This is a genomic window from Nitrospinota bacterium, from assembly GCA_009873635.1.
Lineage (GTDB): Bacteria > Nitrospinota > Nitrospinia > Nitrospinales > VA-1 > LS-NOB.
The window spans coordinates 2312-25293 of record WAHY01000011.1; the positions used below are offsets into that span (position 1 = coordinate 2312).

Consider the following 22982-nt stretch of genomic DNA (forward strand, 5'->3'; position numbering starts at 1 on the left):
ATCGGACCCTGAAGCCAGTCAGGACAAACTTGATTCCCTTGCTTACCAACTGAAACAGAATTTGAATCCAGACGCAGGGCCATCTGAAGTAGTATCAGCATTAACCCACCTGCTCTTTCAGAAAGAAAAGTTTCGGGGTAATCAGGAAAACTATATGGATCCTGATAACAGCTATCTCAATAAGGTTCTTGAAAACAAAACCGGTTTGCCTATAACACTTTCTGTTATTTGTATTTTAGTTGCGAAGCGGCTGGGGTTGCCTATAGTTGGCGTTGGTCTTCCGGGCCATTATATTGCCAAATATAACCTTCCGAAAGATGCGATTTTTTTTGACCCGTTCCATCAGGGCCGTCTGCTGTCACACGCAGAATGCATTCAAATAGTCGAACAATTTGGACAACCTTTTGAGGAACATTTTCTTTCCCAATCGACAAACAGGGAAACATTAATACGAATGATGAATAACCTGACACAAGTTTACCGAAATAACAACGAATTGGAAAAAGCCGAAACTTTATCCAGGTATATCAAGATTTTATTGAATCCCTCAAAAAACCCCTTTTCAGAAAATATCCAGGAAAAATAAATGCATATTGCTGTCACAGGAGCTGGCTCAGGTATCGGCAGAAGCATTGCTGTATCCTTAGCGGAAAACGACTATTCCCTAATCCTCCTGGGGCGAAATCTGGAAAACCTGAAATCTACGAAAACTTTATTAAAAAATACTGAGCAGCACCAATGTCATAGTTGTGATATCAGAAGCACCTCAGAAATTCGCCAGGCACTGAAGAACAGTGAAGTCTCTTCTCTATACGCCCTCATTGCTAACGCCGGGCTCGGTGGAGAAAATAATTATGGAGAAAACGACCGGTGGCAAGAGGTAGTAGATACGAACCTGACCGGAACTTATAACACTGTTCAAGAATGCCTGCCTCTTATTTATAAAAGTTCCGCACCCTACAAAAAAATTGTCATCATCTCATCCATTCTGGCGAGGTTGGGAGTGCCGGGTTATTCTGCATATTGTGCTTCTAAAGCTGGGCTGCTGGGACTCACCCGGTCTTTAGCCGCAGAGCACAGTCAGGATAAAATACTTGTTAATGCTTTGTGTCCCGGTTGGGTCGATACCGATATGGCACAAGAAGGCCTGCAAGGGTTTGCGGATGTCCTCAATGTTTCCAAAGAAGAGGCTTATCAAGAAGCTATGAAAGCTGTGCCGCTGGGGAAAATGTCCAAACCAGAGGAAGTCGCCAAACTAGTAACCTACCTAGTTTCCGAAGAACAAACTTCATTCACCGGACAAACCATCGACATCAATAACGGCGCGCTCATGCCCTAGCTACAATGGAATAAATTGATAATGTTCCCGGCCTCTCACACCAGCGAGCTACTGCTCAAGCTGCGGAGGAGGCTCAGATCCATTTGCGGGAGTCGTTAGCTCTAAGTCTACCGCTCCATCACCAGTAGAAGAAGGCTCTGCAGGAAAGGCGGCCAAACCTTTTAGCGGATTGAAGAACTCGCCAACCCTATTACGGATAAAAGCCAAAAGGTCGTTTAAAGAGCGAAGAATAGCATCCTGTTCCGGAATCTTTGCGGCTTCCGTTTCAAAAACAGCATCAATTGTTGCTTGAACCAGAGCCGGGAAATCCCTGATACCATCTGTATCAAGTTCTGGCTCTTGGCTTGGAAGAACTTCAATATCAGTGATGCCACCTGCGTCCGGCAGTCTGGTAATGCTTCGAGTCTCAAAGGTTGCTACCACAGTCCTTTCCAAAGCCAACTCTACCTGCTGGATTTCACCCAGATTGTTAGCAAGAATATTTGTTGAGTCTTCCAGATTCAAGTCTCCACTGGCAAAAAACTCTTCAGCCAGCGGAGAAATTTCTGCGACCAGTTTATTAATGGCTGCGAGTTCCTCTTCATTCAAATCTCCTTGAACGGTCAAAGAGTAAGAAACAGCCGCACGGGCTACTGAGCTGAACTCCTGAACAGTCTCACCATTCTTTGTTTGTGTCTGGGTATGAGATTCAGTCAGGGATTGCTCGTTATCAAACGATAAGCTAACGAGGTCACCTTCACGGGTTTGCAAACTCAGTTCGCTGGAAACGAACGCATCCACAGAAGCCTGAACACTTCTATGCTCCGGTGGAGTAGCTTGATATCCTATTTCGGCAACATTGAGAGACATTTTTCAGTAGCCTGCTAAGTTATTAAACCTTTTTTTCTTGCTTGTATTTTTTATCGGCATATAAACATTAAAACATTAGGGATAAAACATCGAGCAGAGGGGAGGGAAATAAGCCATTGTTTTATTTATAGTTATTTTCCAGGCGCTAATGTTCCGATTGAGTAGTTCAGGAATTTTATGTTAGGTTTTTTTCTATAACATGAAACCATTTGGTTATAATGAAATTATCAAATACCTCCTTCCAGGGCATAAGGGTTACTAGCCGGGAATAATATAATTTGAGTAGACTCTCTTTAACATAAAAACTCAAAACACAATTATGAGTGACACCCTGAGATAAGATATTATTTTTAAAATTTTAAAAATCGCAAAAGATAATTCCGATTTAAGCTCTGATGATATTTTCAAACAGGCAGAGGCGGAAACTCTAAATATGTTCAACCAGTTGGTTGATTCAAGTTCAGAAAATGCACCTAAAGGAGAAGAGCGACAAATCCAGAATCAAAAGACGAATGAAAAGGAAAGACAGGAACCAACGTAAAGAACATGTTGGCCGGTTTTTTATTCGTTTAATGGAAAAGAATATCAGACAACCAGGCATCCCTGACTGCCTGATACCTGTGTTTGCCAATTCCGTTCACACCACCATAGGTGATGAAGCTTACGAACAGATTTCAAAAAAGGTCGACAGACTTTTAGAGTTTGGCGAAAGCAAGGGCTTTGATTACGACAAAATATTGGATAGCAAACCGGGGAAAACCATCGCCACAGAAATTTTAAAACTGTATCGCGCTGAAACCGATTCTGGCGGCTTTGAAAAGCAACTCAAAAACAATCTCGATGAAACCCTGGTAAAAAATATAGCTTCTATTGAGAATGGTCAGGAATTGAATATAGAAGAAACCGTCAACCTGGCTTTTAATGAATTTAAAAAATACCTGAACCCAAAATAATCCTGCCGGCAAAACTCATACTGCTGAACTACAAACTTTTCAATAAGGGATTCTGTTGATCTTTATCAGATAGAATCGGATCTGATACGGGCCAGTCAATCCCAATATCTGGATCGTTCCACATTATGCCTTTTTCTTTTTCAGCAGAATAATATTGAGTCACCTTATACAAAAACTCTGCCTCATCGCTGAGCACACAAAACCCGTGTGCAAAGCCAACGGGAACATAAAGTTGAAGACAATTGGCGTCAGATAAATTAAAACCCTGCCAGTTACCAAAAGTTGGAGAGTCCTTTCTTATATCCACAACAACATCAAAGACTTCACCCTTGACCACTCGCACCAGCTTAGCCTGTTCCGGGGCTTCCCGGTAATGAAGTCCTCTTAATACATTTTTACTTGAGAGCGACTGATTTTCCTGTACGAACTCATCTTTGATCCCCATGGCAAGGTATTTATCCTTTCTAAAACTTTCAAAAAATCGTCCTCGAGAATCAAGGTGGACAGTAGGCTCTATGAGCAATACTCCTTCAAGTCTGGTCTCACTGGCTTTCACAATCACTCCCGTAAAAAATCAACAATATTCCGCGCGGATTATATAACGCAATCCAGAACTTGGCAAACAACGTTGAAGAAGCGAAACAGCTCTGTTAATATCGGGTATTATTTAGAAACCTTTCAAGCAAAACTCCCGATGAGAATAATTCCAGCAGTAGATATAAAAGATGGCAGATGTGTGCGCCTTGTTCAAGGAAAGGCAGACCAGGAAACTGTTTATTCTAATGATCCACTTTCAATGGCTAATCATTGGGATGAAGAAGGTGCGCAGACCATTCACGTTGTAGACCTGGATGGAGCATTCGAGGGCTCACCTAAAAATATTGAAATAGTAAAAAACATTATATACAGCAGTTCTGTAGATATTCAGGTCGGAGGAGGGATCCGAACTCTTGAAACCATTGATGCTTATGTTAAGGCAGGAGCATATAGGGTTATCCTGGGAACTGTGGCCCAAAAAGAACCGGCATTTGTTGAAGAAGCATGTCGTCGTTTCCCCAACAAAATTATTGTTGGTATTGATGCCAGGGATGGGTTGGTCGCAGTAAAAGGCTGGGTAGAAGTTTCTGAGCAAAAAGCCACTGATCTCGCTCAACAAATGAGGGGTTATGGCATTGCCGGATTTATTTTCACCGACATTAGCCGGGATGGCATGCTTCAGGGCCCTAATCTGGAGAGCATAAAAGAATTTGCTGAATCTGCGCAACTACCTGTCATCGCATCGGGAGGAGTGAGCCGCCTGGAAGACATAAAAAATCTGGCCAAACTTGAATCCCATGGTATTGAAGGGGTTATAGTTGGCAAGGCCTTATACGATAAAACCCTCACATATAAAGAGGCCCGGGAAGCCATTAATGTTAGCTAAACGCATCATACCCTGTTTGGATGTAAAAGATGGCCGTGTGGTCAAGGGAGTCAACTTTGTAAACCTTCGTGATGCGGGTGATCCGGTAGAAGTTGCTTCAGCTTATGAAATTGAAGGCGCTGATGAACTGACCTTTTTAGACATAACAGCTTCTCATGAAAAACGTGACATCATCCTGGATGTGGTAGCACGTACTGCCGAGAAAGTGTTCATGCCTTTGACTGTTGGCGGGGGAGTGCGCACACTGGATGATATCCGTAACCTCCTGAAGGCTGGTGCTGACAAAGTAGCCATCAACACTGCCGCAGTTAAAGATCCAGGTTTTGTACAGCGTGCCGCAAAACGTTTTGGTAGCCAGTGCATTGTCGTTGCTATTGATGCCAAAGAAGTACAGGGTTCCACTTCCTCATCCACACCCCCTGAATGGGGCCCTGAACACCCTGAACTGTTATTAAAACCATCTGAAACATTACCGGCCTGGGAGGTATATACGCATGGTGGAAGAAATCCCACGGGAATTCATGTTCAAAGGTGGGCAAAAAAAATGGAAGTTTATGGCGCGGGCGAAATTTTACTCACAAGTATGGACCGCGATGGCACCAAGATCGGATATGACATCAAGCTCAATAGAGCAGTTTCAGAATCAGTGACGATTCCCGTTATAGCATCAGGAGGAGCTGGCACCCTTCAACATTTATATGAGGGCATCGTGGATGGAAAGGCTTCAGCCGTGCTGGCCGCATCCATTTTTCATTTCAAAGAGTTTACCATTCAGGAAACCAAGACATTCCTGCAATCCAAAGGGGTCAGAGTCAGGCCCGGCTGACCTGCTTGACTCCGCAATGCTTGAGCTCCAGGGTTTTCGATTCGCTATCAAGAGTTGCTGATGTCTCAAAAGGAAGCGTCCATATTTCTTTTCCATGGCCTATCGGGCAATGAGTCAAAACAGGAATTCCGGGTTTTGGAAAAAGATCTGCGAGAACATCTTCAAGCTTTCCATCACCTTTACGTTGTGGCAGGCAGTTCACCATCTCGCCAAAAATTATTCCTCTTACACTTTTAAAAATCCCCGCATTTGCTAATTGCCAAAGCATCCCATCAATCCGGTATAAAGGCTCGTTAACATCTTCGATCAGCAATATTTTGTTTCGAGTGTTAATTTCATAAGGAGTTTTTAAGGATCGGCACAACAATGTTAAACAACCGCCAGTAATTTTTCCCTGCGCGACCCCTTTGGAAAATACCTTCGCGCCAGAGGAGTAAAAGGTCTTACCTTTAGGGTTCCCTGTCAATAGTGCCTTGAACTGAGAACATGATTTTTTCATTTTGGCCCGACCAAAGCTACCGGCAATCATTGGCCCATGAAACGCAACCAATCTGCATTCCTGAACTAGAAAGTGCAAAAGCATGGTGATATCGCTGGAACCTACCACGGCCTTCGGGTTCGCCCTTATCTCTTCACGGTTAAGGTAAGAAAGTATGCGGTTAGCACCATACCCTCCACGGGCACAGAAAATTGCACGAACCTTTGGATTCCGGAACATAGCCATAAAATCCCGGGCTCGCTCCTCATCTGAGCCGGCCATATAACGGGAACGGGAATGAATATGCCTGCCTAATAAAGGTATAAACCCCATTTTGCGTATCACTTCTAACCCGCTCTCCAGCTGTCCCTGGTCCACCGGACCTGCTGGAGCCACCACGCCCACAACATCGCCTTCTTTCAAAGAAGGCGGCCGAATAAGGGAACGAATTGATTTGGACATTACATATCCCCTTCAAAAGGTTACAATACCAGCGGGAATTCTACTTAATGCATAAAAAATGGTTTCTGTCACCGCTATCATTCAAGCTCGATTAGGGTCTACCCGCCTTCCTGGCAAAAGCCTGCGCCAGATTGCCGGGCTGCCTATGCTGGAGCATATCATCATTCGTTTGAAACAGGTGCCGGAAATTGATCTCATCCTACTGGCAATACCAGAAAGTAAATTAGAATATCCATTGATTGAACTGGCTCACCGGCTTGAAATTGAGGTTTCCCAGGGTCCGGAGGAAGATGTATTAGGCCGGTTTATTAAAGCGGCAGAAAATATAAACACAGAGCATGTGGTCAGGGTTTGTGGAGACAACCCACTGATAGATATACAACTCCTAACTTCACTCATTCAATCACATCTTTCTGAGAAAGCCGATTACACGATTCCCCATAATCCCGTACCACTGGGAAGTTCCTGTGAAATAATTCGTTTTGAAACCTTGAAAAAAATAAACGAACAGGCTGTAGATTCCAAATACCGCGAGCATGTTACCACCTGGTTTCATGATCACCCCTCTTCTTTCAGGATCAAACGGGTTAATGTTCCCCTTTACTTAAAAGATTGCGCCTTCCGACTGACTGTTGATACAGAAGAAGATTTTCAACTTATGGAGGAAATTTTTAACAACCTCCCAAACTCTCCAGACTCGCCACTGAGTTTACAAACCGCTATCGAATACTTAAACAACCACCCTGATACAGCTTCCATAAATAGTGATGTCCAGCAACAAAAGTGGTGGGAAGAAAAATTATAGATTTTTTCAAGCTTTTTATTAAAGTTCTAAGCTTTGCTTCCGATAATCTAATTAAGCAGAAATGTACCGAAAGAAAAGGGACACCCAAACATACCCTTAAAACCCTGCTTTCTGACTTAAAAGATTGAAAAGTAAGATGGAATGCTGAGGAAAGCCATCAAAAAAAAGATTCTTCAGGGGCAATAGTGGAAAACTGAAGGTGTGCCACTAAAAATAAAGACTCTTCAGGGGCAGTAAAAAGTTAAAACCGAATATTAGATTCACAAAAATTCCAACTCATGGTGGAGGATTAGGAAATGGCCGTACGACTCTTCAACAATTTAGCTTCGATAAATGCTCAAAGAATTCTGGGTAGAAACACAGATAGTCTTAATAAATCTGTAGAACGTATCTCATCTGGTATTAGAATCAACCAAGCTTCTGATGATGCCGCTGGATTGGCAATTTCTGAAGCACTTCGATCTGATATTCGAGTATTAAGACAGGCAGTTAGAAATGGAAATGACGGTATCTCTCTTATCAACGTTGCAGAAGGTGCACTTAACGAGCAATCTAGCATCCTGATCCGCCTAAGAGAATTGGCCTCTCAGGCAGCTACGGGAACTGTTGGTTCTACAGAACGTGCAACCATACAACTTGAGTTTGCCGCACTTCGTAATGAAATCGACCGTATTGCATCAACAACTCAGTTTAATGGGCAAGGGCTAGTAGATGGCTCACTCGCATCCAGCGTTAGTGCTTCCAGTCAAGTTATCATTCAAATAGGAAGTGATAGTGAAACTAGTAGCAGAATAAACCTGAATGAGAGTATTGCTCTCTCAGCAATTACTTCTACAACTTTAGAAATCCAAAGTCTATCAGTTACAAGTGCCTCAGGTGCATTAACAGCCCTTGATTCTATTAATAATGCTATTGCATCTGTAGCTCAGGGACGTGGTAAGGTGGGTGCGGTTCAAAATAGGTTGACTCGCTCAGTTGCAAACCTTACAACCTCAGTTGAAAATCTTCAAGCAGCAGAATCTCAAATCCGGGATGCAGATATCGCCGAAGAAATCGCCACTCTAACTCGAAACCAGATTCTTGTTCAAGCTTCTACAGCAATGGTTGGTCAAGCTAATCTGATTCCACAATCCATATTACAGCTACTCGCTTAATTGATTTATAACGGAATAAGATTATGAGAGTTTGAAATGTATCAAATAAAGGATTTGGGCACTAAATTTAATTTCTACGAAACTCAAACAGAGATAAATATTTCGACGATAACTTTTACAAGCCATTCAGATAAAAGAATAAATATAAAAAGCCTCAACCAGGCAATTTATAATATTTCTATAGGAATGGAAATAACTTCTACAATAGATGAGTTTTCTATAAAACTAAATAGCATTTTATATAAATTAAAAAATTTGACTCCATCTACATTATCTAATATGGGAAAAGTGCAAAAGTCATCGCTATCAGATAAAATAGAACTAAATTTGAACGAGTTTGACCAAATAAGTAATTGCTGTAAATATAAAGGTTATAAACTTCTTAATGGTGCACTATCTGCTTCAGAAAAAGAAAATAAACATATTTGCATACTAGCTGGAACAGACTCGTTTATTAACCTTAATGAAATACTTAACATTCCTCCTATTAACACTAAGGTATTAAATCTAGAAGTTGTAAGAGATCAAGTCTTTCAAAATACAATAGATAATATAAGGGCTATTGAAAACGCGTGCAATACCATTAAAAAATTGCAACAACGATCCTCAGATTTAAAAAGTGATTTACAGAATTTAAAATTACAGCTAACCACAGCTATTGAGAATCATCGTGCGGCAGAAAAAGCTCCCAATTCTTATAAGCTAATGAATGATTTCCTGTTGTCAACTAGTAGTTTTGCAATAGAAAAGGACCATTTTTTTTAACAAATTCTTTTTCGATATACCCAATTATTTAAGATACCTTGCCTACGTAGAGCAGCTTAGTTCCCTCCCATACCTAATTTTTTCTAAAGATTCATAAATATATTCCGATATGCCTCATTAAGCACATTCGTATCCTAATTTAGAAACTAATCAATGGACGATTAGTGGGATAAAAAAAGTAGAGTACATAAAAAGTACTTATAACTTAAGGGCTAAAAGCTTGGAGGCTTGTTTTGATATTTATATCAAAATAGGGGCCCATTAAACCAATCATGGAGGATTGCAATGCCACTTCGAATCTTTAATAACACTGCTTCTATTAATGCCCAAAGACTTTTAGACATCAACAATAATCATTTATCAAAATCGGTTGAAAGAATTTCTTCAGGAATCCGTATTAACCGAGCTTCTGACGATGCTGCCGGACTTGCTATTTCAGAGGGACTTCGTTCTGATATCCGCTCCCTTCGGCAAGCTGTCCGAAATTCAAATGATGGGGTATCACTTATCAATATCGCAGAAGGTGCTCTGAATGAGCAGGGAAGTATGCTGATAAGGTTAAGAGAACTTGCGTCTCAAGCTGCCACAGGTACCACAGGCTCAACTGAACGCGCGACCATTCAACTAGAGTTTAACGCTCTTCGAAACGAAATCGACCGCATCACTAACACCACAGAGTTTAATGGACAAAACCTTGTAGATGGCTCTCTAGCTTCCTCTGTGAGCTCTGCTAATCAAATTTTCATTCAAGTTGGCATTGATAACACCGCTGATAGTCGAATTAACTTGAACGAACAACTTAATTTAACAGCTATTACCGCATCTGCACTTGAAATTAGTGATATAAGCATTACCGCTTCCACTGCAGCTTTAACAGCATTGGATGCAATAAACACTGCAATTTCTTCTGTCACAGCAGCTCGAGGTAAAGTAGGTGCTATCCAAAATAGATTGACTCGAACTATTTCCAACCTTGCAATATCAGTTGAAAATCTTCAGGCGGCAGAATCTCAAATAAGAGATGCAGACATTGCTGAGGAAGTTGCACTTTTGACTCGAAACCAGATCTTAGTGCAGGCTTCAACAGCTATGGTTGGTCAAGCAAACTTACTTCCACAATCAATATTACAGCTTTTGGGATAACTTTATTAATTAGCCTTTTAGAAAACAAATTTATTTTAGTTTTCAATAATATTTAACCAGCAGGAGGTCTATATGTCACTAGATATTTCCTCCTTTACAGGTAGGTTAAACAGCCCTGTGCAGCAAACCGGGCGAAACCAAAAGCCTTCAAAGGAGCATTTCCGTAGCGGGTCCAATACCGCAAAGGGAGTTGATGCAAATAAAGAAGCAACCGGTTTTGCAGATACTGCGGTGTTGGATCAGATAAGTTTATCAACTGGTCATAAGGTGGATTACAAAGTTAATCCGGAAACAAACGAAGTGGTTATACGTGTTGTAGATCGTGAATCAGGAAAAGTCGTTCGACAAATTCCTGGAGAAGACTTTTTAAAGCTAACTCAGCGAATCGCAGAGTTTAACCAAAAGTATCTCGATGAAACTGTTTGACACCTGATTCATAACTTTAACTGGCTCCTCCGACCATCCTTGAAGATGGTTTTTGCGCCCTCCAGCAATTGGAGGGCGAATTTTTTATCAACCACCCCGAAAACAAATCAAACCCCTTTAAAACAATTATTTAAGTCGCCCCTCGCCCTTGTTTTTCAATCTTTAAAGTTATTTTTTTATTCTTTCTCCGCAATTATTAAAAAAAACTATAAAGCTATTTTTTCAATTTCCCGATAGAAATCATGAGTTTAGTAAAAATATAGTTCGATTTTCCTGGAGGGGATTGGTCGAACTGGCATTGTTAATCTAAACTTCATAAGTTTCATAATTCTTTAAATTTAAGATAAGGAAACATCTGTTTATTCAATTTCAGCAAGGATGCTGAAAACGGGAATATGATTCATATCTAATTATCAAGGAGGATAATAAACATGCCTATCAGAATCTTTAATAACACTGCTTCTATTAATGCCCAAAGACTTTTAGACATCAACAATGGTCGTTTATCAAAATCGGTTGAAAGAATTTCTTCAGGAATCCGTATTAACCGAGCTTCTGACGATGCTGCCGGACTTGCTATTTCAGAGGGACTCCGCTCCGATCTCCGCTCCCTTCGGCAAGCTATCCGAAATTCAAATGATGGTATCTCACTTTTAAATATCACAGAAGGTGCTCTGAATGAGCAGGGAAGTATGCTGATAAGGTTAAGAGAACTTGCGTCTCAAGCTGCCACAGGTACCACAGGCTCAACTGAACGCGCGACCATTCAACTAGAGTTTAACGCTCTTCGAAACGAAATCGACCGCATCACTAACACCACAGAGTTTAATGGACAAAACCTTGTAGATGGCTCTCTAGCTTCCTCTGTGAGCTCTGCTAATCAAATTTTCATTCAAGTTGGCATTGATAGCACCGCTGATAGTCGAATTAACTTGAACGAACAACTTAATTTAACAGCTATCACAGCATCTGCACTTGAAATTAATAGTGTAAGCATTACCGCTGCCAATGCAGCTTTAACAGCATTGGATGCAATAAACACTGCAATTTCTTCTGTCACAGCAGCTCGAGGTAAAGTAGGTGCTGTCCAAAATAGATTGACTCGAACTATTTCCAACCTTGCAATATCAGTTGAAAATCTTCAGGCGGCAGAATCTCAAATAAGAGATGCAGACATTGCTGAGGAAGTTGCACTTTTGACTCGAAACCAGATCTTAGTGCAGGCTTCAACAGCTATGGTTGGTCAAGCAAACTTACTTCCACAATCAATATTACAGCTTCTACAATAATTAATTTTTAGGTCAATGGCTATCTTGAAGATTTCTTAAAAAAGCTGAAAGGATGGCCATGAATAAAAAAATAAGTATTTGAGCGTTTCTTAGTTTGAGCAAAGAAATCTAAGGAATTTATTATCTTTTAGCTCGATTTAGAGGTTTTAGTAACCTCTAAATCGAGCAGATTAAATCAAAAAAAATTTATTTTGTGTTTTCACCACGGAAATATCAGTTAGCAAAACCTCGATCTAATAAAGCCGGAAGAAATTCGACAGATACCCAGAGAGCAACGCTTACGTCTCAGTAAAAGTATCAGCGAATACAACAGCGTGGCTTTCAACCATAATAAGCAGGCTGATCGGCCCCAATAGCAGTTATCAATCCGGGTCCTATAAGCATAAAGGCCCCGTGCAACAAAATCCTTTCTGCTTTGACAGAAGTAATTTTGTTTCACCACTTGCTATCTCCCACCAGTGTTATAATAACCTTGCCATCTGAACTGTATCGATAAACTGTCTCTCTCATATTTTAGTGAAAAAATTCAAAACAGGAATTGTTGGGTGTGGTCGAATAGGAAGCCTTCTTGAAAAAGATCCCTTACGTGGCAAACCTTGCACTCATGCAGGCGGATTTTCTTCCTTACCTGCTATTGATCTATCAGCGGGATGCGATATAGACAAAGATCGACTACAAATGTTTGGGAATCAATGGAATGTAAATCGACTGTATCGCGATCATCAGGACATGCTTCAACAAGAAAACCTGGATATCCTGTGTATTGCCACCTGGACATCATTACACTCAAGCATGACCCTCGATGCGGTAAAGGCTGGAGTCAAAGGTATTTTCTGCGAAAAACCAATAGCGACCAACTTGGAAAAAGCACGTGAAATGGTTCGTGCTTGCAAGAAAAACAAAATTCCTCTCATTATAAATCATGAACGAAGGTGGGACGCTTATTATCAACAAGCACGCAAACTGGTTCACTCGGGAAAAATCGGGGAGGTAAAAACCATAATTGGCAATGCTCTGAGTTGGAAACCAGAAAAGCTGCCTGTTTCAATACATGGTGGAGGTCCTCTTTTTCACGATGGCACTCACCTTACAGATCTCCTGATTTTTTTTGGCGGTCCCGTAGCCTGGGTATCCGGTCACGAAAACAGGCCCGGCGGTAAAAAGTACATTGAGGAAACTGCAAGCGCCATGTTGTGTTTTAAAAGTGGTGCCATTGGATTTATCGAAGGAGGAGGCGCCAGAAAATATTTCAACTTTGAGTTGGACATTCAAGGCTCAGAAGGCCGATTACTAATTGGCAATGGCGGACGGGAACTCTATGTTACAAAAAAAAGCCGACGATTTTCCGGATTTCAGGAGCTGGAAAAAGTTTCTTTCCCCGAGCCCAAAAAAATTGAATCCCCTTTTACCGGAGGAGCACGTGAAATGTTAAGATCTCTCCGTACTGGAAAGAGTGGGGTTTCAACAGGTGAAGACGGGTTACGGGCATTGGAGATCATCACTGCCATCTATCAATCGGCACAACAAAAAGGTAAACGTGTGACTCCAGGTGAGGTCTGATTCCCGCATGCAAGCTACTCGCAATACTATCCAGAAAAATTGTATTAAAAATTTTTAATTGCAAGTTACGAATCCTCTGTGATATTTTTTTGTATAAAATTTTTCTGCTTGCCAGTTCACTTTAGGTTTTCTTCGTATTTAAGAGCTTAAAACCCCTTGGAAAGATTACAGTTGTTAGGAGCTTTAGGATGATTGAGGTTGAGAATCTTACCAAGTACTACGGGCCGAGAAAGGCCATCAATAATTTATCTTTTGAAATAGCACAAGGTGAGGTCGTTGGTTTCCTGGGTCCGAATGGAGCGGGTAAAAGCACGACCATGAATATACTTTCATGCATCCTTCCCGCATCCAGCGGAGCAGCCCGAATTAAGGGTTACGACACTTTTGAACATTCAATCGAACTAAGAAAAATCATAGGCTATCTGCCAGAGACACCACCTCTCTACCCTGACATGTCTGTGCGTGATTATCTTGTATTTGCCGCAAATGTCAGAGGAGTTCCAGGAAAACAAACCGTAAACGCAGTTGAAACTGTGATGGAAAAATGTTCCCTGAAAGACGTTAGCCATCGCATTATTGGACGTCTTTCCAAAGGCTACCAGCAACGCGTAGGACTGGCCCAGGCCATGGTGCATAATCCTGACATCCTCATTCTCGATGAACCGACCATAGGACTTGATCCTATTCAAATTATAGAAATCCGCAAGTTGATACAAGAATTAGCATCATCGCATACCATAATACTCAGCTCGCATATCCTTCCTGAAATCACACAAATTTGCCAGCGTGTCATTATCATCAACGAAGGTGAAATTGCGGCCGTGGATTCCCTGGAAGGTTTGACCGCTTCGCTAAGAAAAAGCGAGCGCCTTTCGCTAACGGTAAGAAACGCAAAAGATGATATAGCGGAAAAACTGAAGTCTATCGATCAAGTGCTTTCTGTTTTACCCGGTGAACAAAACCAGTTCCTGGTTGAATGCGCATTGAACTCAAACTTGCAGGATGACTTCGCCCGCATATCTCTGGAGAACCAATGGGGTCTTGTCGAAATCAAACCAATTTCAATGACCCTGGAAGATGTATTTCTCAAACTGACTATTGAAGAAAAGGATGTAGAAATATGAGAAATGCATGGATCATAGCTAAAAGGGATTTAGGGTCATTTTTCAATTCGCCCATTTTTTATGTGATCACCGCAGTTTTCCTGATCATATATAGTTTTATATTTTTTAATATTTTAAACTTTTTCAGTTTTCAGACTCTTCAGGCAGGACAACTTCAAGCCATGGGGATTACCCTGAACTTGAACGAAATGGTTATTGAACCCAGCCTGCAAAACATGTCAGTGATACTGCTGATGATTATCCCTGTTATAACCATGCGCAGCTTTGCCGATGAAAAGAAAATGAAAACTTTCCGCCTCCTCCTGTCCTCTCCCATACCTCTCAGGGAAATAGTTTTGGGGAAATTTCTGGCATGTATGTTTGTAGTGTCTGCGATGATTCTGATCTCTTCCTACTCAGTGGGCTTTTTGTTTCTTTTGGGAGAGCCTGAAACGGGTCCAATCATTACAGGTTATCTGGGTGTGTTGCTGATGGCAGGTTGCTATGTATCAGTGGGAGTCTTCGCATCATCCTTGACAGACAATCAAATTGTAGCTGCCGTTCTAACTTTTGGATTCTCACTGTTCATGTGGATCATCGGTTGGGGAGCACAGGCCGCCGAGGCAACAGTAGGACAGGTCTTGCAATTTCTTTCTATTGTTGACCACATGGATAGGTTTTTAAAAGGTATGGTAGATACCAGCGACCTGGTGTATTACCTGAGTTTTATTTTTCTATGCCTTTTCCTTTGTCACCGCGTTCTGGATTCAAATCGATGGAGGTGAGATAGTGAAAAAACTCGTTCCTATGGCAGGATGGCTGGGCCTGATATTGGGCTTTACCTCCTTGTTTATCTATAGCGTCCTGCCAGACCTCAAGAGTTTATCAGCCTCTCTGGCAGCCGTTGCCATGATTAATGGAGTTTTCTTCGTTGTTGTTGAAAGATCAAGGCTGAAGCAATCCTTTTCTTCGCGTTCCGTATTATATGGCACAAACACCCTGATCCTGACTATTATAGTTCTTGGCATATTGATATTTATAAACCTATTGGCATTCCGCCATAAACAGCGTTTTGATTTTACAGAGGGTGGGTTTTATACATTAGCACCTCAAACCAAAAAACTTGTTTCCAACCTCCCACGCGAAGTAAAACTCACCGCTTTTTTCCAAACCGAGTCTCCTGAAAAAATTGCCTTTACCAACTTGATCGCCGGTTATCTTGAAGAAACCAATAATATCAAACTGCACTATATTGATCCGGATAAAAACCCGGCGGTGACCAAGCAATATGGTGTCACTACTTATGGAACCGTTGCTCTGGAAAGTGGAACCAAAGAAACCAGGATTCAAAATCCTACTGAAGAGAATATTACCAACGCACTCTTAAAAGTGACCCGCGACGAGCAAAAGGTCATCTATTTTCTTGAAGGTCATGGAGAAAACAACATTGAAGGCAATGATGATGAGAGCTATTCAACCGCCAAAAAAAATCTTGAACAAGATGGTTTCATTGTAAAACGACTACTGCTGCTCCAATCCGGTGAAGTGCCCGAAGATGCTTCAGTGCTTGTTGTTGCAGGCCCAAAGAAACCTATACAAGAAGAAGAGAAAAAAATCATTGATGATTATTTGAACTCCGGCGGCGCTGTCTTCATGCTCATCGACCCCAAGTCCGAATCCAATATGGAAACCTTTCTTAAAAAATGGGGTATTGAGCTTGGCGACAATATCGTAATCGATCCCATGTCCAAACTTTTTGGGGGCGATTTCGCAGCTCCCGTTGTCAATCAATATACAAAACATGAAATCACCAGTGACTTTGTCCTGGCGACCATATTCCCAATAATAAGATCGGTCCATAGCGTGCCTGTATCAGATATCACCACTACCGAGCTACTAAAAACAGGTGCTAACAGCTGGGGAGAGTCGAGCCTTGTCACTGGAACCGTGAACTATGACAAAGGTGAAGACATAAAAGGGCCCGTATCGGTGTCAGTCATAGCAACAAAAAACATCGCAGGAAAAACGGATGAAGACAAACCTTCCTTAAAAGCCACACTTCTTGTGGTAGGTGATTCCGACTTTTCCAATAATCGCTACACAAATTTCTCAGGAAACGGAGATTTCTTTCTAAACGCTGTTTCCTGGCTGGCCGAAGAAGAGCAGTTGATTTCTATACGCCCAAGAGAAAGAAAAAGCACTCCTATTCAAATGACACAAACCTTGGGAAATTCAATATTCGCGATGGGTATCATAGTCTTCCCCGGACTCATTGCAACAATAGGGATCCGCATCTGGTGGCGGAGGCGCAGGCTATGAGATTTAAAGGAACTGCTCTGATGGCGGCTGTCTTCATGAGCCTGGTTCTCTATTATTTTTTCGTTGACGTTCCCGCTGAACAAAAAGAAAAGAAACAACAAGAGCAGGCTGAAAAACTTCTGCCTTTTCAAGCGGAAGAAGTGGTTGAGTTTTCACTGACAGGTAAAGGGGAGCCCATAAGCTTAAGGCGCAAAGACCTTCATAAATGGGAGCTCGCCTTACCTCTAACAGCAACGGGTGACACTAAAGAAGCGGATTCATTTATTTCGGAAATCGAAAACTTAAAAAAAACCCGGGTGGTGGAAGAAAACCCCAAAGATCTTTCTATTTATGGCCTGAGTTCTCCACTTTTTAAAATTCATTTCAAGCTGCGAAACAAGCAAGAAGAGACCCTGTTAATTGGCGATGAAACTCCTCTGGGGGGAAGCCTTTATTTTATGAGGAAGAACCACCCTGAAGTAATGATGGCGACGTCATCTCAATCTCGCTTTGAAAAAACTGTTTATGATTTCCGTGACAAAACCCTGCTAAATTTTAGTACAGGTTCAATCAGACGAATACAGATTATCAGTGAAAACAATCCTCTGGAATTAAAAAGAACAGATGACACATGGGAAATATCAGGGAATATTCATGCTCGAGGTGACAAAGATGCAATTATGAACTTTCTCCAATCCATTCAATTTTCTCGTGTCAAACATTTTGTCAATGAAAACCCGGAGTCTTTGGAACCCTATGGACTGAACTCTCCAACACTAAAACTGGTTTTAGGAGACGATGCAACCCACACGCTCTCTCTGGGCACCCATAAGGTAGGCAAGGGATATTATGCCAAAGTAAATAACTCAAAAAATATTGTACTGGTAGACACCAAACTGTTTGAAACACTTTCTCAGAAAGCCGTGAATTTCCTCGACAAAACCTTACTGGAGTTTGAGGAAGATGATGTTCTTGAACTGACATTAAAGTCTGAAAAAGAAGCTATTCACGTTGTCCGTGATAAAAACAATGATTGGAACATTCAGACTCCAATAAAATGCCAGGCCGACCTGTCCACCATCAACAGCTTGCTCTTTGACCTTAAAGAAGCTCGAATCAACCAGTTTATAAAAATCTCCATGGAAAGCCCTGAGTTGTTCGGCCTGGATTCTCCGAGAAAATCTCTTACCGTCAAGATGAAAAACTCAACAGCATGGACGCTGCAATTGGGCAATCACTCTGCTGATGGCGAGTATGTATTCTCCCAACGAACCGGCGAACCAACCGTATTTTCCCTCTCAAAAAGTGTCATCGAAAAATTATTTCGCAACCTGCATGACTTGAGAAATAAAAAACTGCTGAAGTTTGAAAGCAACGATGTGAATAAAATCCATATCCAAACTGCTGATGAAGTTTTCGAATTGGAAAAAAGTGGGCCTCAATGGAGTCTGGTTAAACCGAAAACAAGCAAGGTAGAACATTTTGGAAATGATTTAGTATGGACCCTGAAAGGGCTGGAGTTTAATTCTCCAGTCTCCCCTCTCCTTTCCCCTGAGGTTTCAGGACTCAATTCACCTGAATTTACAATTACCCTTTTCAAAAATATGCAGGAAGTTGCATCCTTGAAAATTGGGAAACTTTTTGAACAGAACCAAGAATATCTTGTTGAAGCGAACAACCTTCAATACCGCGTGAAAGAGAAATATCTGGACTCTATCCCCTCGAACCTGAATAAAATCAGGTCAAAATAGGCTCTTTTAAACGAATCCTAACCCTAAACAACCCGTAGGTTATACCCCCACTATATTGTAATAATCACACTTAAATTACACATTATGTTGTAGGCAAAAGACAAAACAAAGATTAATGAGTTTCCAACTACCCCATAAACTTATATAAAAAAAGGATTTATTAGTTTTTTGGCAATTTTTTTCAAATTAGGCCTTGACAGGTACAATATGTAGTGGTACTTTCTCAAAAGTATACAATATACAAGGAACTGTTTTGTAGGATCGGGTGCCGTGAAAGGTGCGTGGTCAGGTTCCAAGCTTCAGCTCCTCCAGCAGAAATTATGAATTGAGAGTAGCTGCAGATCTTCCATCGGCGGGTTACTAGAAAAGTGGGTTCCATAGCAATGAATGAGATGCATCCCAGAATTGAAATTTTGAAAACAGCCAGTGGGATGCTTACGAGTCTCAAACCCCTTCCCAAACCCCCAAATGTATTGAGCGCCAGCCGAATCCTCCGTTCAATGTCGGCAGATGATTTCCATCCAATTGGCGTAGAATGGAACCCCTTTTTAACGCTGGGCTTGACCCGGCACAATAGTAACCCGCCTCCTTTCTTAAAAAGGATGCGCCCCGCCTTTTCATGAGCTTGTTGGTTTTGGTAGGTCACCTCCATGTCAAGGACGGTTAGTTAATAAGGATCCATAGATAAGATTTAAGATTACACTCGGGAGGGGCGGGGCGTTGACCCCCTTTCCCGATTTTTTTTGATTTAATTAAAATCGATTTCCTCCCTACGCTTGTTTATAATCTACACCATAAAGAATTTATGGAATCAAAAGTGAAACAAGCTGACTCAACTACAGTTCCCTGCAAAGGTGATTATCTTCCCCAATACGCTCATAGGGGCGATGCCGGTGCTGATTTAAAAGCCATTGAGGCAACGGTTATCGGTCCTCGTAGCCGGTCACTGGTACCCACAGGTGTAAGCCTGGAACTGCCGGAAGGATACGCCGGCTTGATCTGGCCCCGCAGTGGAACTGCTGTGAAGCTTGGGCTAGACTGCGGAGCCGGAGTGATTGATTCACATTATCGAGGCGAAATAAAAGTACTTTTGTTCAATCACTCTGACGATGAAATCCATATCCAGAAGGGAGATCGCATCGCCCAGCTAGTCATTCAAAAAGTAGAGACTGTAACTTTTATCCCCAGCGATAAGCTGAATGAAACAGCCCGCAACACAGCGGGATTTGGATCAACGGGAGATCTGCCTGTTGCAAATTCAAATCAATAATTCCTGCATTAAACTTGAACAGGGCGATATTACTGAAAGCGCTGCTGATGCCATCGTCAATGCCGCAAATTCAGACCTGATACTGGGTGCGGGGGTCGCTGGCGCCATCCGCAATAAAGGCGGCCCCTCCATTCAGGAAGAATGCGACCGGATCGGCCCCTGTCCCGTTGGCAATGCCGCTATCACCTATGCCGGCAAACTGAATGCACGCTTCGTAATCCATGCCGTCGGGCCACGATGGGGTGAAGGCAATGAGATTGAAAAACTCAGGAACGCCACCCTGAATAGCCTGCAACGTGCTGAAGAAAAAGGGCTGACGTCTATTGCCTTTCCAGCTGTCAGCACAGGCATATTTGGATTCCCCGTTGAACTTGCGGCAGAAACCCTCCTTAAGGCCGCTATTCAATACCTTTCCCGAAAAACAGGGATAAAAACCGTAACTTTTACCCTGTTCGATGGTGTAAGTTTCAATGTTTTTAAAGATAAGCTCACTTTTATTAAAAAAGAAGAAATCTAACTATTCTCTTCGACCGAAAATCAGATATAATGAGCCACCATTTCCCACATTATATTTGAGAGTTTCACATGGGTTTACTAGCCTGGATTCAAAAACAATTTGGTATTCCAATGGATATAGAAAATGAGAAGAGTACGGAGTCGGCCTCAGAAAAAGAAGGCAGCTTCAAGGTCCTTCGCATACAACCGACCCCAAATCCGGATGCCTTCCAGTTTATATTAAATGGCAAGGTCATAGAAGCTGGAACGAAAACTTTTGATTCCCCCGATGACGCAGGGGAAGACACCATGGCTAATACTTTGTTTGGCATTTTTGGAGTGCAAAGCGTTTATATAAAAGAAAACTTTGTCACCATAACAAAGTCCAATACAGTGGGATGGCATACAATTATGGAGAAAGTTGGTTCCGCTATCGAAACCCATTTGCATTTTTATGAAAAAGGGGATGACGCAGAGGAAAATAAAGACGTGCATCCGGTATTGGAAGATTTCAATAAAGAAGACTTTTTCACTTACAATGATGACAGGAAAACAGAGGTGATCAACGCTTTACTGGATATTGCCATTCGTCCTGCCCTGGCCAATGATGGTGGAGGAATCAACTTATTGGCGGTAGAAGATAAAACCATTAAAGTCCATTACCAGGGAGCTTGTGGAAGTTGTCCCAGTTCTACAACCGGCACCCTGCAATACATTGAGCAGTTTCTTAAAGAAGCCATCCACCCTGATGTAGAAGTTCAGGCAAGCTAACCTTGTCCCCGGTTCTAATTAATTTCTACAACCATTTATTATCTGTTTTCCCGGGCGCATAACTTAGCACATACTCCAGAGCACTTTGCGGATCAGCAACTATTTCATACATATCCTTGATATTGGCTTTGGCAAACTTCAATTCCACCATCTCTTCAAAGGTAGCGCGCAGCCCATCATAAAACCCCTGGGTATTGATAAAGACAAGCGGTTTGTCGGTAAGTCGTAATTGTCGCATGGAAAGAATTTCCATCGCTTCTTCAAGGGTTCCAATGCCCCCGGGTAAAACAATAAAAGCGTCAGACCTCTGATCCATCACCGCCTTTCGTTCCCGCATATCATTGGTAACGATCAACTCATCCGCTTCAGAGTATTCAATATCTTTCGTTTTAAAAAACTCAGGCAACACACCGACCACTTTCCCTTTTTCCTCATGCACCCCACGGGCCACACAACCCATCAGCCCTATTGAAGCCCCACCATAGACAAGTTTAATCCCCCTCTTTCCCATCTCCTTGCCAAGCTCTAAAGCGGTCTGTTTGAATAAATCGTCTACCGAGTTACTGGAAGCACAAAATACACAAATAGATTGAATTTTTTCCATATTTAATCCGTGGAACCTAAAAGTTATTTTTCAAAAAAATCAATATCTACAATTGCGGTATCATTGGAAATCTGGCCAGGTTGTAACTTGAAAATTAAAGGAGAGAATATCTTTTAACATTCAGACTAACTTTCCGGATCAGATGAATACAGGTTTTTGTGTTCATTTATCGCGTAACGGTCTGTCATCCCGGATACGTAGTCACAAATCCCACGTTCCAGGGAGTCTGCATTATTCTGGACTGATTCGGGAAGGAGTCCGGGCATTTTAATGTAAGCATTAAAAATTCCCTCCAGTGTTAATTCAGCTTTAAACTCCATACGCAAAACTTTTCGATGGGAATACATATTTTTGTGGAGAAATCGTTTCAGCTCCTTATTTTTTTCAGCGACCTCCGCACTGAAAGTCGCAATGCGAACAGGTGCCCGTCGAATATCGTCCACCGTTCTTATCTGATAATGATCAATGTTATCCAATGTGGACTGACGAAGATCACTGATGAGCTCATTGATAATACTCCTTACCACCTGGTATTTTTTCAGTTTAAAATCCAATCCTGAATACTGGTCATCAAATTTTTTTTCATTCTCTTTCCAGAGAGACACCTTTCTTAACTGATCCAGGTCAAGCAATTGCGAGGTAATGCCATCATCCAGATCGTGAGCGTTATAGGCGATACCATCGGCGAAGTCGGCAACCTGGGCTTCGAGGGAAGGAAAACGGACTTCTTTATCAGATGTGATGGGATTATCAGCATCCTGTGAGTGTTTACTAATGCCTTCCAATACTTCCCAGGTCAGGTTCAGTCCATCGAAGTCAGGGTAACGTTTTTCAAGGAGCTTAACTATTCTCAAACTCTGCCTGTTGTGCTCAAAACCTCCATGCCCTTTCATCAATCGATTCAGAACATTTTGTCCTGTGTGCCCAAAAGGAGGGTGTCCCAAATCATGAGACAGGGCTACCGCTTCCGTGAGGTCTTCATTCAGTTGCAGGGATTTACAAATAGAACGTGCGATTTGCGCCACTTCCAGCGAATGGGTGAGGCGAGTCCGGTAATAATCACCTTCATGATAGACAAAGACCTGTGTCTTATATTCCAGCCTTCTGAAAGCGGAGGTATGAATGATCCGGTCACGATCTCTTTGGAATCGCGTTCTGTAGAGATGCTCTTCTTCGAAATGCTGACGCCCCTTACTTTCCCCACTTTTCATCGCATAG

Annotated in this window: 24 protein-coding genes; 19 read left to right on the forward strand and 5 right to left on the reverse strand. The window is 41.9% G+C overall.

Annotated features, from left to right (window positions below; genetic code table 11):
- Nucleotides 1–586 (forward strand): hypothetical protein (locus F3741_07970; GenBank protein ID MZG30726.1); only part of this gene is annotated, 586 nt, incomplete at its 5' end.
- Nucleotides 587–1339 (forward strand): SDR family oxidoreductase, encoded by a 753-nt coding sequence (locus F3741_07975; GenBank protein MZG30727.1) that lies wholly within the window; start codon nt 587–589, stop codon nt 1337–1339. It abuts the gene before it with no gap.
- 48 nt (nt 1340–1387) lie between these two features.
- Here F3741_07975 and F3741_07980 read toward each other — a convergent pair whose 3' ends face one another.
- Nucleotides 1388–2188, reverse strand: a complete 801-nt coding sequence (locus tag F3741_07980; GenBank protein MZG30728.1) for a hypothetical protein — start codon at nt 2186–2188, stop codon at nt 1388–1390.
- 512 nt (nt 2189–2700) lie between these two features.
- On the opposite strand from F3741_07980, the gene F3741_07985 reads away from it, so the two are divergent.
- The gene (locus tag F3741_07985) at nt 2701–3141 is read left to right on the forward strand and encodes a hypothetical protein (protein ID MZG30729.1); all 441 of its coding nucleotides are present in this window, start codon (nt 2701–2703) and stop codon (nt 3139–3141) included.
- Nucleotides 3142–3169: 28 nt separating this feature from the next.
- Here F3741_07985 and rfbC read toward each other — a convergent pair whose 3' ends face one another.
- Nucleotides 3170–3697 (reverse strand): dTDP-4-dehydrorhamnose 3,5-epimerase, encoded by a 528-nt coding sequence (gene rfbC / locus F3741_07990; GenBank protein ID MZG30730.1) that lies wholly within the window; start codon nt 3695–3697, stop codon nt 3170–3172.
- 138 nt (nt 3698–3835) lie between these two features.
- Here rfbC and hisA point away from each other — a divergent pair, with 138 nt between their 5' ends.
- Both hisA and hisF read left to right on the forward strand, forming a co-directional pair.
- Nucleotides 3836–4564, forward strand: coding sequence for a 1-(5-phosphoribosyl)-5-[(5-phosphoribosylamino)methylideneamino]imidazole-4-carboxamide isomerase (gene hisA / locus F3741_07995; GenBank protein MZG30731.1), 729 nt, complete (start codon nt 3836–3838; stop codon nt 4562–4564).
- Entirely contained in the window at nt 4554–5390 is an 837-nt protein-coding gene (hisF, locus tag F3741_08000) for an imidazole glycerol phosphate synthase subunit HisF (GenBank protein MZG30732.1), read from the forward strand. Before hisA ends, hisF begins: the two co-directional genes overlap by 11 nt.
- Here the strand turns inward: hisF and F3741_08005 are convergent.
- On the reverse strand, nt 5377–6330 hold the full coding sequence (locus F3741_08005) for an LD-carboxypeptidase (protein MZG30733.1): 954 nt from the start codon (nt 6328–6330) through the stop codon (nt 5377–5379). The two genes, hisF and F3741_08005, sit on opposite strands and share 14 nt — an antisense overlap.
- Nucleotides 6331–6388: 58 nt before the next feature.
- On the opposite strand from F3741_08005, the gene F3741_08010 reads away from it, so the two are divergent.
- The 14 genes from F3741_08010 to F3741_08075 all read left to right on the forward strand — a co-directional run bounded on the left by F3741_08010 (nt 6389) and on the right by F3741_08075 (nt 21160).
- Nucleotides 6389–7135, forward strand: a complete 747-nt coding sequence (locus tag F3741_08010; protein MZG30734.1) for an NTP transferase domain-containing protein — start codon at nt 6389–6391, stop codon at nt 7133–7135.
- 296 nt (nt 7136–7431) lie between these two features.
- Entirely contained in the window at nt 7432–8289 is an 858-nt protein-coding gene (locus tag F3741_08015) for a flagellin FliC (GenBank protein MZG30735.1), read from the forward strand.
- A gap of 36 nt (nt 8290–8325) precedes the next feature.
- Nucleotides 8326–9054, forward strand: a complete 729-nt coding sequence (locus F3741_08020) for a hypothetical protein (GenBank protein MZG30736.1) — start codon at nt 8326–8328, stop codon at nt 9052–9054.
- A 285-nt stretch (nt 9055–9339) separates the two neighbouring features.
- Complete coding sequence (locus F3741_08025; protein MZG30737.1) at nt 9340–10197, forward strand: flagellin FliC; 858 nt, start codon at nt 9340–9342, stop codon at nt 10195–10197.
- 72 nt (nt 10198–10269) lie between these two features.
- On the forward strand, nt 10270–10623 hold the full coding sequence (locus tag F3741_08030) for a flagellar protein FlaG (GenBank protein MZG30738.1): 354 nt from the start codon (nt 10270–10272) through the stop codon (nt 10621–10623).
- A gap of 431 nt (nt 10624–11054) precedes the next feature.
- Entirely contained in the window at nt 11055–11912 is an 858-nt protein-coding gene (locus F3741_08035; protein ID MZG30739.1) for a flagellin FliC, read from the forward strand.
- A gap of 516 nt (nt 11913–12428) precedes the next feature.
- Nucleotides 12429–13472, forward strand: a complete 1044-nt coding sequence (locus F3741_08040; protein MZG30740.1) for a Gfo/Idh/MocA family oxidoreductase — start codon at nt 12429–12431, stop codon at nt 13470–13472.
- Nucleotides 13473–13660: 188 nt separating this feature from the next.
- Nucleotides 13661–14596, forward strand: a complete 936-nt coding sequence (locus F3741_08045) for an ATP-binding cassette domain-containing protein (protein MZG30741.1) — start codon at nt 13661–13663, stop codon at nt 14594–14596.
- Nucleotides 14593–15360, forward strand: coding sequence for an ABC transporter permease subunit (locus F3741_08050; protein MZG30742.1), 768 nt, complete (start codon nt 14593–14595; stop codon nt 15358–15360). The genes F3741_08045 and F3741_08050 overlap by 4 nt, the downstream gene beginning before the upstream one ends.
- Before the next feature lie 22 nt (nt 15361–15382).
- Nucleotides 15383–16894, forward strand: a complete 1512-nt coding sequence (locus tag F3741_08055) for a hypothetical protein (GenBank protein ID MZG30743.1) — start codon at nt 15383–15385, stop codon at nt 16892–16894.
- Nucleotides 16891–18624, forward strand: coding sequence for a DUF4340 domain-containing protein (locus F3741_08060; GenBank protein MZG30744.1), 1734 nt, complete (start codon nt 16891–16893; stop codon nt 18622–18624). The genes F3741_08055 and F3741_08060 overlap by 4 nt, the downstream gene beginning before the upstream one ends.
- 805 nt (nt 18625–19429) lie before the next feature.
- Nucleotides 19430–19894 carry a dUTP diphosphatase gene (locus F3741_08065; GenBank protein MZG30745.1) on the forward strand — a complete coding sequence of 155 codons (465 nt, stop codon included), beginning with the start codon at nt 19430–19432 and terminating at the stop codon, nt 19892–19894.
- Nucleotides 19824–20411 carry a macro domain-containing protein gene (locus tag F3741_08070; GenBank protein ID MZG30746.1) on the forward strand — a complete coding sequence of 196 codons (588 nt, stop codon included), beginning with the start codon at nt 19824–19826 and terminating at the stop codon, nt 20409–20411. Before F3741_08065 ends, F3741_08070 begins: the two co-directional genes overlap by 71 nt.
- Before the next feature lie 68 nt (nt 20412–20479).
- Entirely contained in the window at nt 20480–21160 is a 681-nt protein-coding gene (locus F3741_08075) for a NifU family protein (protein ID MZG30747.1), read from the forward strand.
- A 25-nt stretch (nt 21161–21185) separates the two neighbouring features.
- On the opposite strand, the gene F3741_08080 is transcribed toward F3741_08075, so the two are convergent.
- Nucleotides 21186–21764, reverse strand: a complete 579-nt coding sequence (locus tag F3741_08080) for a TIGR00730 family Rossman fold protein (GenBank protein MZG30748.1) — start codon at nt 21762–21764, stop codon at nt 21186–21188.
- Between the two features lie 125 nt (nt 21765–21889).
- Entirely contained in the window at nt 21890–22975 is a 1086-nt protein-coding gene (locus F3741_08085; GenBank protein MZG30749.1) for a deoxyguanosinetriphosphate triphosphohydrolase, read from the reverse strand.
- Nucleotides 22976–22982 lie beyond the last annotated feature (7 nt).

Excerpts from the sequence above, each read along its gene's own strand:
- F3741_07975 (MZG30727.1), top strand. The coding sequence starts at position 587 with ATGCATATTGCTGTCACAGGAGCTGGCTCAGGTATCGGCAGAAGCATT.
- F3741_07980 (MZG30728.1), bottom strand. The coding sequence starts at position 2,188 with ATGTCTCTCAATGTTGCCGAAATAGGATATCAAGCTACTCCACCGGAG.
- F3741_07985 (MZG30729.1), top strand. The coding sequence starts at position 2,701 with ATGAAAAGGAAAGACAGGAACCAACGTAAAGAACATGTTGGCCGGTTT.
- hisA (MZG30731.1), top strand. The coding sequence starts at position 3,836 with ATGAGAATAATTCCAGCAGTAGATATAAAAGATGGCAGATGTGTGCGC.
- hisF (MZG30732.1), top strand. The coding sequence starts at position 4,554 with ATGTTAGCTAAACGCATCATACCCTGTTTGGATGTAAAAGATGGCCGT.
- F3741_08005 (MZG30733.1), bottom strand. The coding sequence starts at position 6,330 with ATGTCCAAATCAATTCGTTCCCTTATTCGGCCGCCTTCTTTGAAAGAA.
- F3741_08010 (MZG30734.1), top strand. The coding sequence starts at position 6,389 with ATGGTTTCTGTCACCGCTATCATTCAAGCTCGATTAGGGTCTACCCGC.
- F3741_08015 (MZG30735.1), top strand. The coding sequence starts at position 7,432 with ATGGCCGTACGACTCTTCAACAATTTAGCTTCGATAAATGCTCAAAGA.
- F3741_08020 (MZG30736.1), top strand. The coding sequence starts at position 8,326 with ATGTATCAAATAAAGGATTTGGGCACTAAATTTAATTTCTACGAAACT.
- F3741_08025 (MZG30737.1), top strand. The coding sequence starts at position 9,340 with ATGCCACTTCGAATCTTTAATAACACTGCTTCTATTAATGCCCAAAGA.
- F3741_08030 (MZG30738.1), top strand. The coding sequence starts at position 10,270 with ATGTCACTAGATATTTCCTCCTTTACAGGTAGGTTAAACAGCCCTGTG.
- F3741_08035 (MZG30739.1), top strand. The coding sequence starts at position 11,055 with ATGCCTATCAGAATCTTTAATAACACTGCTTCTATTAATGCCCAAAGA.
- F3741_08045 (MZG30741.1), top strand. The coding sequence starts at position 13,661 with ATGATTGAGGTTGAGAATCTTACCAAGTACTACGGGCCGAGAAAGGCC.
- F3741_08050 (MZG30742.1), top strand. The coding sequence starts at position 14,593 with ATGAGAAATGCATGGATCATAGCTAAAAGGGATTTAGGGTCATTTTTC.
- F3741_08055 (MZG30743.1), top strand. The coding sequence starts at position 15,383 with ATGGCAGGATGGCTGGGCCTGATATTGGGCTTTACCTCCTTGTTTATC.
- F3741_08060 (MZG30744.1), top strand. The coding sequence starts at position 16,891 with ATGAGATTTAAAGGAACTGCTCTGATGGCGGCTGTCTTCATGAGCCTG.
- F3741_08065 (MZG30745.1), top strand. The coding sequence starts at position 19,430 with ATGGAATCAAAAGTGAAACAAGCTGACTCAACTACAGTTCCCTGCAAA.
- F3741_08070 (MZG30746.1), top strand. The coding sequence starts at position 19,824 with ATGAAACAGCCCGCAACACAGCGGGATTTGGATCAACGGGAGATCTGC.
- F3741_08075 (MZG30747.1), top strand. The coding sequence starts at position 20,480 with ATGGGTTTACTAGCCTGGATTCAAAAACAATTTGGTATTCCAATGGAT.
- F3741_08080 (MZG30748.1), bottom strand. The coding sequence starts at position 21,764 with ATGGAAAAAATTCAATCTATTTGTGTATTTTGTGCTTCCAGTAACTCG.
- F3741_08085 (MZG30749.1), bottom strand. The coding sequence starts at position 22,975 with ATGAAAAGTGGGGAAAGTAAGGGGCGTCAGCATTTCGAAGAAGAGCAT.